The organism is Sulfurimonas aquatica, assembly GCF_017357825.1.
GTDB classification, from domain to species: domain Bacteria; phylum Campylobacterota; class Campylobacteria; order Campylobacterales; family Sulfurimonadaceae; genus Sulfurimonas; species Sulfurimonas aquatica.
Map to the genome: position 1 here is coordinate 1258529 of NZ_CP046072.1, position 13933 is coordinate 1272461.

General features: G+C 34.3%; 12 protein-coding genes. All 12 read left to right on the forward strand.

Features of this window, described 5'->3' with window-relative positions; all coding sequences use genetic code 11:
- The first annotated feature begins 117 nt into the window (after positions 1-117).
- Genes GJV85_RS06070 through bioV form a run of 12 tightly spaced genes read left to right on the forward strand, consistent with a single transcriptional unit; the run spans position 118 to position 13824 of the window.
- Positions 118-2004 (forward strand): LTA synthase family protein, encoded by a 1887-nt coding sequence (locus GJV85_RS06070; RefSeq protein ID WP_207562969.1) that lies wholly within the window; start codon positions 118-120, stop codon positions 2002-2004.
- 58 nt (positions 2005-2062) lie between these two features.
- Positions 2063-2827, forward strand: coding sequence for a motility protein A (locus GJV85_RS06075; RefSeq protein WP_207562970.1), 765 nt, complete (start codon positions 2063-2065; stop codon positions 2825-2827).
- 11 nt (positions 2828-2838) lie between these two features.
- Entirely contained in the window at positions 2839-3615 is a 777-nt protein-coding gene (locus GJV85_RS06080) for an OmpA/MotB family protein (RefSeq protein WP_207562971.1), read from the forward strand.
- Positions 3615-4352, forward strand: coding sequence for a flagellar type III secretion system pore protein FliP (fliP, locus tag GJV85_RS06085; RefSeq protein WP_207562972.1), 738 nt, complete (start codon positions 3615-3617; stop codon positions 4350-4352). Before GJV85_RS06080 ends, fliP begins: the two co-directional genes overlap by 1 nt.
- A gap of 16 nt (positions 4353-4368) precedes the next feature.
- Positions 4369-5478, forward strand: a complete 1110-nt coding sequence (gene trmA / locus GJV85_RS06090; RefSeq protein WP_207562973.1) for a tRNA (uridine(54)-C5)-methyltransferase TrmA — start codon at positions 4369-4371, stop codon at positions 5476-5478.
- Position 5479: 1 nt separating this feature from the next.
- Positions 5480-6196, forward strand: coding sequence for a hypothetical protein (locus GJV85_RS06095; RefSeq protein WP_207562974.1), 717 nt, complete (start codon positions 5480-5482; stop codon positions 6194-6196).
- Between the two features lie 9 nt (positions 6197-6205).
- Entirely contained in the window at positions 6206-7612 is a 1407-nt protein-coding gene (locus GJV85_RS06100) for a COG3400 family protein (RefSeq protein ID WP_207562975.1), read from the forward strand.
- Positions 7613-7671: 59 nt separating this feature from the next.
- The gene (aroB, locus tag GJV85_RS06105) at positions 7672-8724 is read left to right on the forward strand and encodes a 3-dehydroquinate synthase (protein ID WP_207562976.1); all 1053 of its coding nucleotides are present in this window, start codon (positions 7672-7674) and stop codon (positions 8722-8724) included.
- A complete protein-coding gene (locus tag GJV85_RS06110) occupies positions 8721-10400 on the forward strand; it encodes a mechanosensitive ion channel family protein (protein ID WP_207562977.1) in 1680 nt (559 codons plus the stop codon). The genes aroB and GJV85_RS06110 overlap by 4 nt, the downstream gene beginning before the upstream one ends.
- Positions 10400-11677, forward strand: a complete 1278-nt coding sequence (gene mtaB / locus GJV85_RS06115) for a tRNA (N(6)-L-threonylcarbamoyladenosine(37)-C(2))-methylthiotransferase MtaB (RefSeq protein ID WP_207562978.1) — start codon at positions 10400-10402, stop codon at positions 11675-11677. The genes GJV85_RS06110 and mtaB overlap by 1 nt, the downstream gene beginning before the upstream one ends.
- Positions 11664-13316 carry an AAA family ATPase gene (locus GJV85_RS06120; protein WP_207562979.1) on the forward strand — a complete coding sequence of 551 codons (1653 nt, stop codon included), beginning with the start codon at positions 11664-11666 and terminating at the stop codon, positions 13314-13316. Before mtaB ends, GJV85_RS06120 begins: the two co-directional genes overlap by 14 nt.
- Entirely contained in the window at positions 13303-13824 is a 522-nt protein-coding gene (bioV, locus tag GJV85_RS06125) for a pimelyl-ACP methyl ester esterase BioV (RefSeq protein ID WP_207562980.1), read from the forward strand. The genes GJV85_RS06120 and bioV overlap by 14 nt, the downstream gene beginning before the upstream one ends.
- The last annotated feature ends 109 nt before the right edge of the window (positions 13825-13933 follow it).

Sequence of the window (13933 nt, forward strand, 5' to 3'; positions counted from 1 at the left end):
AGCGTCCTGAAATTTTAGTTTTATATTATACACATATATGATTTAAAAATACATTTTATATTATAATGGCGTTTATAATATTAGGGGTTTTCGAGCTCTACTTTAGAGGTTTTACGTATGAGAAATAGTTTTAAAAATGAAATAACGGCTTCACTTTGGTTGTTACTGAAGCATTTTTTTGTTTTTTTGTTTTTTATAGAAGTTTTTAGAACTGTCTTTATAGTTTACTATTGGGATAAACTTCAAGTGGCGTCTGAACCATTGAGAGAGTCACTTCTCATTTACTATAATGCCATAAGTCTGGATATCGCTACAGCATCTATTTTAATAGTTATCCCTTGGTTATTTATAACACTCAACTCACTTTTTAAGTTTTCATTTTTACAGCCTCTTTTATATCTTTACACAACATTAGTTATAACGCTTTCAAGTTTTATTTATATCGCTGAGCTGGGGATTTATAATGAGTGGGAAGAGAAGCCTACTTTTAAAATCTTTACATACCTCAAGCATCCAGATGAGATAATAGCTTCAAATCCAATTATATATACTGTTATTTTAACACTCATACTTATGGTAGTTTTAGCATTCTTTTTTAAAATAATTAAAAAGATCTATGTTAAAGAGAGACCATACATAAGAAAAGGAAATTTTAAAGCCTTTTTAGTAATGTTTTTGTTTATGCCTTGGATTATTTTTCTAGGCGCTCGTGGAGGTTACAAAGAAATTCCAATCTCGCAAAGTAGCGTTTACTTCTCAACTCATAAAGTCTACAATGATGCTGCGATTAGTACGGTTTATAACTTTATTCATAGCATTACGGAAAATCAGTCCATTATTGATGGCATTAACAAATACAAATTTGAATATGACGAAGATACTAAGCAAAAAATATTAAAAGAACTAATGGCTATGAACTCTGAGTGCGTGAGTAAACGCATACTCAATACAAACAAGCCAAATGTAGTGTTAGTAATGTGGGAGAGTTTAGCAGGAGACTTTATAAGAGAAAAAGAGTACCAAAAAGTGGTGCCAAACTTGATGGAGATGTCAAAAGAAGGCATTTTATTTACCAATGCTTACTCGAGCGCAACCTTGTCTCATGAAGGGCTTCCCTCGGTACTTTCAGGGTGGCCAGCAATAGCAGGAACTTATGTGACAAATCTTCCTGCTAAATTTTATAAGTTTCCATTTTTAACCCAGAGTCTAAAAGCGAATGGCTATGAGACTATGTTTCTTTTTGGTGGACAGCTGCGTTATGGAAATTTAACCTCATATATGTATGGAAATGGTTTCGACATAATAGAGGAGAATAGTGATATAGAAATGTCTTCAGATAAAGAAGGAGTACTTGGTTACCATGATGGATATATGCTTGAGTACTTAAAAGAGAAGACTTCTAAATTAAAAGAGCCATTTTTTAGCTCAACTTTTACTCTAAGCTCGCATTCTCCCTATGATCAGCCTATGGAAGATGTCTTTGAATGGGGTGGCTCAGATAGAGGCTATATAAACTCGGTTCATTACACTGACAAGTCTGTTGGAGAGTTTATAAAGAGTGCTAAAAAAGAGTCGTGGTATAAAAATACTCTTTTTATATTTGTAGCAGACCATTCTCACCATACACCAAAAGCATGGAGCAGGTCGGACAGAAAGTGGCACAATGTCCCAATGTTCTTCTTTGGTGATGTTATTAAAGAAGAGTATAGAGGTAAAAATATCGATACCATAGTCTCTCAAAGAGATATAGCAGCCACGCTTTTATCTCAGCTAAATATCTCACATGAAAAGTTTGATTGGAGTAGAGATCTGTTTTGTGAGGAATACAAAGAGAGTGCGTATATAATGGTGAAAAATGGCTTTGGACTTGTCACAAAAGAGGGAAGCCTCTCATACGACCTGATGGATAATAGAGTTTTGTATGAAGAGGGTAACGTTACTGGTTTGAAGCTCAAAGGCCATATTTATATGGAAAAACTTCTCCAAACATATTTGGATTACTAATATACTAATAATTATTGTGGTATTATAAGCCAATTATAAATTTCTATAAGGTTTTTGAATGGATTTAGGTACGGTCATTGGTATAGTTTTAATCATGGTTCTCCTTCTTGGGGCTATGACGATGGGTGTTGGTGTCGGTGCTTATATTGATATTCCATCAGTTTTAATTGTTGTTGGTGGTAGTATCGGGGCATTGATGATCTCGTTTAAGCCTGTGCATATGAAGGCTTTTACTAAAGTTTTTATGAAGGCTATTAAACCTGGCGAAGAGGATATTGGCGAACTCATCAAAAAACTTGTAGAATTTGCCACAAAAGCTAGAAAAGATGGAATCTTAGCCTTAGAGGGTGATGTCAACGATGAAGAGAACGCTTTTTTAAAAAAAGGCCTCTCTATGGCAATAGATGGAAGTGAGCCAGATACTATTCGTGAGCTTCTTGAGATTGATATGGAGCAGACCAGTACACGTCATAAACTTCATGGCGCCATCTTTAATCAGTGGGCAGGACTAGCCGGTGCGATGGGTATGGTTGGTACGCTTATTGGTCTAGTTGCAATGCTTCTAAACATGGCCGATCCATCAGCGATTGGTCCATCAATGGCAGTTGCACTCCTTACTACAATGTATGGTGCAATGATTGGTAATATTTTTGGTACACCAATTTATAATATTTTATCAATTAGAAATGATGAAGAGACTATGGTTAAAGAGATGATTGTCTCAGGAATTATGTCAATTCAGTCAGGTGATGCTCCAAGGGTTTTAGAGGCAAAACTACTTGCTTATTTAGCTCCAAGTGAGCGTATTAGTCAGTTTGACTAGACGAGTAGATAATGGCAAAAAATAAATGTCCTGAGTGTGAAGAGTGTCTACCAGCTTGGCTAGCCGCGTTTGGAGACTTGATGTCTCTTCTTCTATGTTTCTTCGTTTTACTCCTTTCTATGAGTAGCATGGATGCAAAAAAAGTTTCTGAAGCTATAGGTTCTCTCTCAGGTGCGATGAGTGTTTTAGAGGGTGGAACAAAGACAGAGATTTCTAAACAACGTATTCAAGAGTCAACACCTATAGAGTCTCAAGAAGAGACAAGTGAAACTGTAAATAGAGTAGAACAAGCTGCTGCTGATGCAAATGAGATGATGGAAGAGTCTCAAGGACCTACAATTACAGTTGAAGAAGCACAAGAAGGTTTTGTTATAGAACTCCCGGCTGCACTCCTATTTAAGCCAGGCAGTGCAACGATTGAAAATCAAGATGCACTTCTGTTTTTAAAACGAATTGCGCTAATAATTGAAGAGTTGCCAAATGATATGGATGTAAGTGTTCAAGGTCATACAGATGATTCGGGACCAAGTAAGAGTAGTCCATTTAAAGATAACTGGGAACTCTCAACTGCACGCGCAATATCTGTTTTACATGAGCTACTTCTTGATGGCGTTGAACCAAAGCGTATAAGCGCTTCTGGATTTGCCGAGTTTAAACCTGTGGCAACAAATGCTACAGAGGGTGGACGAGAAAAAAATCGCCGTGTTGAGTTACACTTTTTTGGTAAGAAAAATGAGAAGCAGACCAAAGCTGACTCATCGGTTTTAGATAAGGCATTTAAGAAGTAATGCTGAAGATTGCACTCTTTTTTCTATCTTTCTCATCACTTCTAATAGGTGCTGAGAGTGTAACTATCCCAACCATGAACTTTGAGCTCTCAGCTCCAGATACTCCAGGCCAATTAGTATCTTCACTAAATGTATTAGTAGTGCTAACACTTCTTTTTTTAGCGCCTTCAATGGTTCTTGTAATGACTACTTTTACAAGGTTTGTAATTGTATTTGGTTTTTTACGCCAGGCTCTTGGAACCCAGCAAGTCCCTCCAACGCAGCTTCTTGTTATGCTCGCAATGATACTTACCTTTTTTGTTATGGAACCTGTTGGCGTGAAGGCATATGAAGCTGGTATTAAGCCCTATATAGCCGAAGAGATAGGCTATGAAGAGGCGTTTACAAAAACAACACTCCCTTTTAAAAGTTTTATGATTAGAAACACTAGAGAGAAAGATTTAGCACTCTTTTTTAGAATAAGAAAGATGCAAAACCCTCAAAGTGTAGCAGAAGTGCCTCTTTCTATTGTAATCCCAGCATTTGTTATAAGTGAGCTTAAAACAGCGTTTGAGATAGGTTTTTTAATATTTTTACCATTTCTTGTTATAGATATGGTTGTAGCTTCTATCTTAATGTCTATGGGTATGATGATGCTCCCTCCAGTTATGATATCTCTACCATTTAAGATATTAGTATTTGTTCTTATAGATGGGTGGAACCTTTTAATAGGCAACTTAATAGCTTCTATAAAATAAAAATTTAGGAAAAAAATTGGATTGTAAATATTTTGGTGAATGTGGAGCATGTCGCATCTACGATAGTAGTTATGAAATGCAACTAAAGGATAAGTTAGAACTCAACAAAGAAAGGTTTTCAAGCTTTTATAGTGGAGAGATAACTACATTTAAATCACCTGAGTCACACTACCGTTCACGTAGCGAATTCAAGCTTTGGCACAAAGATGATGATATATTTTATGGAATGAATCATATAGAGCAAAAGGGTGTTGTCCTAGTTGATGAGTGTCCTCAGGTAAATACTCACATATCAGCTTTAATGCCAAAATTATTAAAAAGTATAAAAGAGAGAGAAATAGGTTTTAAACTTTTTGGGGTAGACTTTTTAAGTTCTAGTGATGGAGAGATAGTAGTCTCGCTTTTGTATCACAGACGACTAGATGAAGAGTGGCAGATTATTGCTACAGAGATGGCAAAAGAGTTAAATATCTTTATTATAGGGCGTTCTCGCAAGCAAAAGGTTGTAATAGGACAGGATTATATAAGAGAGAAACTAGTTATTGGTGAGAAAGAGTACCTGTTTAACCATATAGAAAATAGCTTTACACAACCAAATCCACGAGTTAATGAACAGATGATAGCATGGGCACTAGATAAGTTTTCATCAGCTAGTGGTGATTTATTAGAGCTTTACTGCGGTGCGGGAAATTTCACTATTCCATTTAGTAAGAAATTTGATAAGGTTTTAGCTACAGAGATATCAAAATCATCTATAAACGCAGCTAAAGAGAATATGAAACTAAATGCAGTAGAAAATATAGAGTTTGTGAGAATGAGTGTTGAAGAGTTTGTAGGGGCACTTGATGGTGTTCGTGAGTTTAGACGTATGAAAGAGATAGATATAAATAGTTACAATATAAATAGTATATTTGTTGATCCACCAAGAAGTGGAATGGATGAGTATTCATGCCAGTTTGCATCGCGATATGAGCATATTCTTTATATATCGTGTAATCCGGAGACTTTAGTTCGAGATTTAGAGATATTAAATAAAACACACGATATAGTTGACATGGCGATTTTTGATCAGTTTCCATATACTCATCATGTCGAGATGGGTGTTAAATTACTTAAAAAGGTTTAGAATGAAATATATAGCAATATTATTAATAATGGCATTTAGTACTATAAACGCAGATGAGATACAGAGAATAGAATCAATTGTAAAAGATATTTCTAAACTAAGAAGTGATTATGTGAAGTGTCAAGATGAGCTAGACTTATGTAGTCTGAAACTAAAAGATGAAACACAAAAAAATATTATACTCCAAGATGAGCTTAAACTTTACAGTAATTTTTCTAAAAAAGAGAAAGAATTTAGAAATGAGATAGATAGTTTGAAAAAAAGGCTAAAAGAAGCCACAAAAGCATTAAAAACCAAAGAGATTGAAAATAAAAATCTACTTTTATCAATGAATGAAAATAATATTAGTAGTGAAAATAGTAATAATTGTTTTAAAATCCAAACAAATGAGGATGAAAATAAATTTCCAGATTTAGAGATGAAAGAGAAATATAAGCAAGAAAAACAAAAAAATGTAAAGATGCAAACAGCTCAAAAAAAAGATGCTAAAATAATTGTTTTTACTCCAAGTGCTTTTCGCTTAAATAAAGATGCTGATATCTATGATGCAATAGATGGAAATAAAATTGGTAAATGGGAAAAGAGAACATCTTTTACATCAAATCAAAAAACAGACTCTTGGGTAAAAGTAACAGGCTACTTTATAGATAAAGTTTGGGGACCATCTAAAAAAGAGATCTGGGTCAAGGCATCTGATGTGATGCAAAGAGATAAGTAGAAACTTTTTATGAAAAAAATATTAATTATAAGTGATGGAGCTATTGGTGATCATTTTATTAAAAGAGTAAATGAGACATATACTAGTGAAAATATATATTATGTAGTTCAAACAAAACAAAAAGAGCCTGAAAATATTAATCCTGCTCGTTTTAAATTTTATGAATTTGATCCCACTAGTCTTTATAAACTATCCAACCTTCTTAAGATGGAATTTATTCAAGTTTTTATCATTATGAACCATCAAATTGACGTTGAAAATACTATAAAAAATATTAGAACTATAAAAAAACAATTACGCTTAATAGTTTTAAACCAATGGAAAATGCAAAATGAAGATGCAAATATAGTGCTCATAAGTGCTAATGAGCTTTTAGCATCGCGTTTTTTAGATTATCTTCCTAATGTACCTGTTATCGCTCAAAATGTCGGCCTAGGCGAGGGTGAAATTATGGAAGTTTTAGTTCCATTTGGCAGCTCTTTCGTTTATCGTCATATAGGAGTTATTGAGCAAAAAAATTGGCGAATTGTGGCTATATATAGAAATAGAAAACTCATTATGCCCTCATATAGAAGAATGATACAGCCAAATGATTTGCTTGTGCTTATTGGCGCACCAGCAGTTTTAAAATCAGTATATCGCTCTATTAAACGCGAACTTGGACAGTTTCCAGAACCATTTGGAACAAACTTATTACTCTATATAGATATGAATATAGAGAAACACTCCAATGTTAAAGATTTAGTACGTAGTTCAGTGTATACTCATAAAATGTTTAAGCACGATTTAGTGATAAAAGTTGTTAATCCATCCAACATAGAGATTTTACAATTTATAAAAAGCTTTCGAAGTGTTAATGTTGTTGTAGATATAGACTATGCAAGTATAGATTTAAAAAATGGTTTTTTAAATGATGTTAAATCACACCATGTAGGTTTAGTTATTGTATCAAAGAATATGTTTAAAGATTTTTATGTAAGAAATGCTTTGTATGAGGCACATGTCCCCGTTTTGAAATTTGCTAATAAGAAGTTCTCAAGTGTCAAAGATTCAGCACTAATTTTATCAGATAATAGAGACCTAGAGAAGATATCAGCTACAATTTTTGATATCTCTGAGCAGATGACATTTAACATAGATATCTATAACTATATGGATGAACATCAAGGTGAAAAAGAACAGACTATAGAGCACTACAATAACCTTGCAAAAATTTTCTCAAAAAGCATTAAGGTAATAGAAGAGAGCGAGAACCCATTAAAAGTACTTAGGAAACGTGAAGATTTTGTACATATTCTTCCCTTTACTAGAAAAACAACCATGAGACAACTCTTCTCACTCTTTTCTACAGATAGTGAAAAACTTTACTATAAACTTGATGATTATCACCAAATATTTATACCGGTACAACTCTAATTTAGCGTTATTTTAGTAAAAACAAAGTATTATCTAATACATCATAATTTGGATAAATAATGCAGGTACACATCCCTTTAAAACAAGTAGTAGACAACTCATACAGTATCACAATCGACTCTTTGAAACCAGTTCATTTTGACACAAAGGTAGCCATAGTTACCAATCCTAAAGTGGCTGGCCTACATCTAGCATACTTACTCTCTAAGATAACAGCCAAAGAGCTTTATATTATTACTGTACCTGATGGAGAAGAGTATAAAAACCAAGATTCAATAAATATCATCCTAGAGTCCCTTTTTAATCATAAGTTTAATAGAAACTCCTTACTTATAGCATTTGGTGGTGGTGTAATCGGTGATATGACAGGCTATGCTTCTAGCATATACCAGCGCGGTATAGATTTTGTCCAAATTCCTACTACCCTTCTTTCTCAAACAGATGCAAGCGTTGGTGGTAAAACAGGGATGAATAATAGTTATGGGAAGAACCTTATAGGAGCTTTTCATCAGCCAAAATCTGTTTATATCGACTCACATTTTTTGAGTACACTTCCTGAGCGTGAATTTGGGGCTGGAGTTGCTGAAATTGTGAAGATGGCCGTGACTTTTAATAAAACTTTTTTTAATTTTTTACAAACTGCTGATTTGAAAGATCCAATAATTTTACAAGAAGCAATAAAACAAGCGGTACAAACAAAGGCTGACGTTGTTGCACAAGATGAAAAAGAAAAAGGTCTAAGGGCTGCGCTTAACTATGGCCACACTTTTGGTCATGTGATAGAAAATGAAACAAAATATAAAAAATACCTTCACGGAGAAGCTGTTGCCATAGGTATGGTTATGGCAAACAATACCTCAGTTAAAATGGGGCTTATGAGTGAAGATGAAGCAAAGAGCATAAAAGATTTATTACAAAAGTACTCACTCCCTGTATCTTATGAGATTGAAGATATAAATAGTTTTTATGAGACATTTTTTCTTGATAAAAAGAGTTCAGACTCTACGATTACATTTATTTTACCTCTTTCTATCGGTGGTGTGAAAATTACCGATGAGTGTGATAAAGAGCTAGTTCTATCTGTTCTTAAGGATTTTGGTATCGATTCATGAAAATAATACAACTATTTCTTTTTTTACTTTTAAGTACATCGCTTTTTGCACAAAATGATTTAAATGTAACACTAACTCCAGAACAATTAATAGAGCAAAATAGAGTAGCTGAAGAAGAGAGATTAAAAGAAGAAAAAGAGAAGCTAGCAGAGCAAAAAAGATTTGAAATAGCTGCCTATGAGAGTGAACTTCAAGCTTTAGAACAAGAGATACCTACTGAGAACGTATGGATTAAGAGTTATGCTTCGTACTTAACATCACTGGATGTGAAAAATAATCTAGAGAAAATAAAAGAGCGAATAAACTATCTTGTTAAAAATGCTAAAACAATAAGCGATGGAGAAGAGTTAAGTGTTTTAATAGAAAAAGAGACACTACTTAGCTCTCAAGTGGATAAACTAAAAGGAAGGAGCGCCGCGCCATTTTCAAACCTATTAGTTCCTCCTGTTATAGGAGAGGTAGAGAAGATTAGTAATCCTTTTGATATTTTTACAGGTTTGTCAGCTATAAAAACTATAAGAACTGATCTTGATGAGTATAAGTTGAAAAAAGAGAGTCTTGAAGGGCTTATAGTACTTCTGAGAAAAGAGAATAAGATATATGAGATACTCCAAAACCTTGATAGTAAAGAAAAATATGAGAAAATAAAACGCTATAAATCATTGCAATTAGAGAGATTTGAGACAGCGCTTGATACTATCGTGGTGACATTGGAAGTTTATCAAAAACGTTTAGAAATAGTTCAAGTGGATATAAATAAAGGGATAGAAAAGCAGATATATTCCCTTATGAAGATAGCCATGATTATTTTAGTCGTTTTTATTATATTTTTTCTTCTAAAGCTTGTAGTGAAGAGATATATCACAGATAACGAACGCTTTTATATGGCAAATAAAATGATAACTTTTGCTAACTTTAGTGTAATCATTTTAATTCTCTTTTTAAATTATATAGAAAATGTAAGCCACCTTGTAACTATACTAGGTTTTGCATCTGCGGGTATCGCAATTGCAATGAAAGATTGGTTTATGAGTATTTTAGGTTGGCTTGTAATTGTAATTGGTGGTAGTATAAGCGTTGGCGATAGAATACGGGTAATTATGGATGGAGCAGAGTATGTAGGGGATGTTATGGATGTCTCGCTACTTCGTATGACAGTTTTAGAAGAAATTACATTAACCTCAGTTACGAAAAATAGACGAGCTGGTAGAATTATTTTTGTGCCCAACAATTATGTATTTACTAGAATGATAGCCAACTATACGCACTCTTCACTTAAGACGGTATGGGATGGTGTCCATATTACAATCACATTTGATTCAAACCATAAAAAAGCAATGCATATAGCAAAAGAGGCTGCAAAGAAATTTTCTAAAGGATATACCGATATCACAAGAAAGCAGCTAAATAAATTGAGACAACATTACAGTCTTAAAAATACAAACGTTGAGCCTAGAATATATTCTTTTATAGAACCCAATGGGATTGTGATTGATGCATGGTATTTAACAAATGCATATGCAACCCTCACTCTTAGAAGCGTCATATCTTTAGAAATTGTTGAAGCTTTTAATGCTGCTGATGATATTACCATTGCGTATCCTACTCAAAATCTTCATATTCAGAACCACGAGAGGACTACTCCTCCTGAAGTAAATGACGGAGAAGTTATATAATGTCCTCTAAAATAGATACTCCTACAAATAAGAAAAAAGTTTTTTTTAAAACTTTTGGTTGTCGTACAAATATTTATGATTCTCAAGTGATGATGAGTTCGATGCAAGATTATGAAATAACACAAAATGAAGATGAAGCGGACGCCATAGTTATTAACTCTTGTACGGTTACTAATGGCGCGGATACGCATGTTCGTTCATATATCTCACAGATTGAAAAAAACTCTAATGATGCAAAACTTTTTCTTACTGGCTGTGGTGCGCACACTAAAGGCGAGTCGCTTCTTAAAGAGAAGAGAATCCATGGTGTCTTTGGACAGAGTGAAAAACAGAAAATCGATACGTTACTTTCACAAGAAAAGCCTTTTTACGAGCCCGGAGACTTAAACCATATCGATGATATGGTAGTTGATGAGTTTGTAGGAAAGAGTAGGGCGTTTATAAAGATACAAGAGGGGTGTGACTTTAGATGCTCATACTGTATCATACCTTTTGTGCGTGGCGACGCTAGAAGTATGAAAGAAGAACGTATATTAGAACAGATATCGCGTTTAGCTCTTAACGGTTTTGGAGAATTTATTTTAACGGGCACCAATGTTGGAAGCTACGGTAAGGACACTAAGACGTCACTTGCAAAACTGATGAAAAAAATATCTCAGATTCGTGGAGTTAGAAGAATTAGACTAGGAAGTGTTGAACCTATACAGATAACTGATGAGTTTAAAGAGATATTGGATGAGCCATGGCTTGAACGCCATATGCATATAGCCCTACAACATACGTCACCTGAAATGTTGAAACTAATGAACAGAAGAAACGTATATAAAAAAGATAGGGAACTTTTTGAATTTTTACAAGAGAAGGGTTTTGCCATTGGAACTGACTTCATAACAGGTCACCCAGGTGAGAGTCAAGAGTTATGGATGGAAGCTATGAGAAACGCGGAGCAGTTGCCACTGACTCATCTTCATGCGTTTACTTACTCTAAACGCGATGGAACTCCTTCAGCCACAATGAAGCCCGAAGTGAATGGAAAGGTTGCTAAAGAGAGACTTCATGAGATAGAAGAACTTATAAAGAGAAAAAACTTCGCATTTAGAAAGGCTGTAAAAGGTGAACTAGACGTTTTAATCGAGTCGCAAAAAGATGGTCTATATCATGGTTTAGATCAACATTTCAATAAAATAATTGTAGATTCAAAAGAGGACCTTCTTGGTAACTGGATAAGTATTAAAGATTATGATGTTAAAGAGGATGCAAACTATGCTAACGTCTAAAAATAATCGTCTTGCTCTTTATGTATCAGCGGGAGTTATTATTGTATTGATACTATTTGCTTTTCTTAGAGATAATTCAGAAGCTATCACTCTTAGTGAGGCAACAATGATACTTAAAGAAAAGAGTGTAAAAAAAGTTGTTGTATCTAAGGAGTACGTCTATCTTAAAACAGATGATGGTTACTTTAAAATAGCAAGCTCTCAAGTTACTCCAAAAATGTTTGTAGATTATAAAGTAGAAGTAGGGAACGATTCAAACATTCTTGTATATATTCTTTTTATTGTCGTTATTTTAGGCTTGGGATCATTGTTATTGCGTATATGGCAAAAAAAAGAGGGTATTACTTTAAGTACAAAAGGCATCTCAGGAGATATTCCACTGGGAAGTTCTCAAGAAGGAATATCTTCTATTAAAAGTACAAATAGCGATGTGAGTTTTGATGACATTGGCGGTATAAGCGACGTTAAAATTGAACTTGAAGAGATAATTGACTTTATGAAAAATCCAAAACGCTATAAAAGTTTTGGCGCGAGAATGCCTCGTGGCGTTTTACTCGTTGGTCCTCCGGGAGTTGGAAAAACCATGATTGCAAAAGCGGTTGCTCATGCCGCAGAAGTTCCATTTTATTATCAAAGTGGAGCTTCATTTGTTCAGATATACGTAGGAATGGGCGCAAAAAGAGTGCATGACCTTTTTTCTGCAGCAAAGAAAAATGCTCCAAGTATTATATTTATAGATGAAATAGACGCCGTTGGTAAAAAACGTGGTGGTGAGAGAAATGATGAAAGAGAGGCAACGCTAAATCAACTTCTTACAGAGATGGATGGATTTGAAGGTTCAAGTGGCGTTATAGTCGTAGCGGCTACAAATAAGATAGAGGTTTTAGACTCAGCGTTACTACGCGCTGGAAGATTTGATAGAAGAGTCTTTGTTGAACTTCCAACTAAACGCGAACGTGAATCGATTTTGATGAAGTACTTGGCTAAAATACCTCACGAACTAGATGTGAAAGTGGTGGCAAACATGACTGTTGGTTTTAATGGTGCGTCGCTTGCCGCTCTTGTAAACGAAGCCGCGCTTTTATCTTTAAGACAGAATGATTTTCACATGACTATAGAGCATTTTCACCAAGTAAGAGATAAAGTGATGTATGGAAAGAAAAAGTTAAAAATGCTCAATGATAAGCAAAAAGCTTATCGTATCACATATCAAGCGGCAAAGGTGAGCATCGCTACGTATTTTGACCTTCCTTTTGAAAAGTTAATGCTCTCAAATGAGAAGTTGACGCCTAGTAGTGATGAGCCTTTTATCAAAGAAGAGCTAGAGTTTCGTCTTAAAATGTTACTTGCAGGAATGGCAGCATGTGATATAAAGTATGGCGAGCATTCAAGTAGTGCAGTTAATGATTTGAGTGATGCAAAAGAGATAGTTTCTAAAATGTGTAGAGATTATGGAATGGGCTCATCTTTAATACCAAGCAGTGATGAAGAGCGAACTATTTTAGAAAGACAATATAATGAAGCTAAAGAGCTACTAGTAGCTATGTCTGGTGTTATTAAAGCAGTGGAAGAGATACTTCTTGAGAGAGAAAGCATCACAAAAGAGAGCGTTAAGAAGTTGATTGATGAAATTTTATAGTGGTTTTTCTCTTAAAAATGAAGAGTATCTTTTTAAAGAGTATATTCTAAAAAGTGAATATACGATAGTAGGTTTTAGCTATGGTGCCATTAAAGCTTTTAACAAGGCTCAAAAAGACTTGAGAGAGGGAATAAGGATTGACACCCTTCAACTATTTTCTCCCGCTTTTTTTCAAACTAAAGATGAAAAGTTTAAGCGTTTACAACTAATGTCCTACAAGAAAAATAAAAATGCATATCTCAACCAGTTTATAAATAGCTGTTTTGCTCCTCATAAAAATAAAATCATAGAGAATAGAGAAACGTCGATAGAAGAACTAAAAGATCTACTTGAGTATGAATGGCCTATTGAGCATTTAAGAGCCTTAGAAGATAGAGGTGTAAAGATAGAAGTTTATCTAGGCTCGGAAGATAAGATTATTGACGTTGAATCAGCAAGAGAGTTTTTTTTAGAACTTTCAACTGTGACTTACATTAAGGGTGCTAATCATTTTTTACAGTTAAGTTGAAGAGTGCCGTCTTTATAATTTGAGTATTTTGAGATCAGACCAAATGGAGGATTCGCTCTCAAATACTCAAATTATAAAGACTATTGTAAAAGAAAATAAGTAAGGAAAA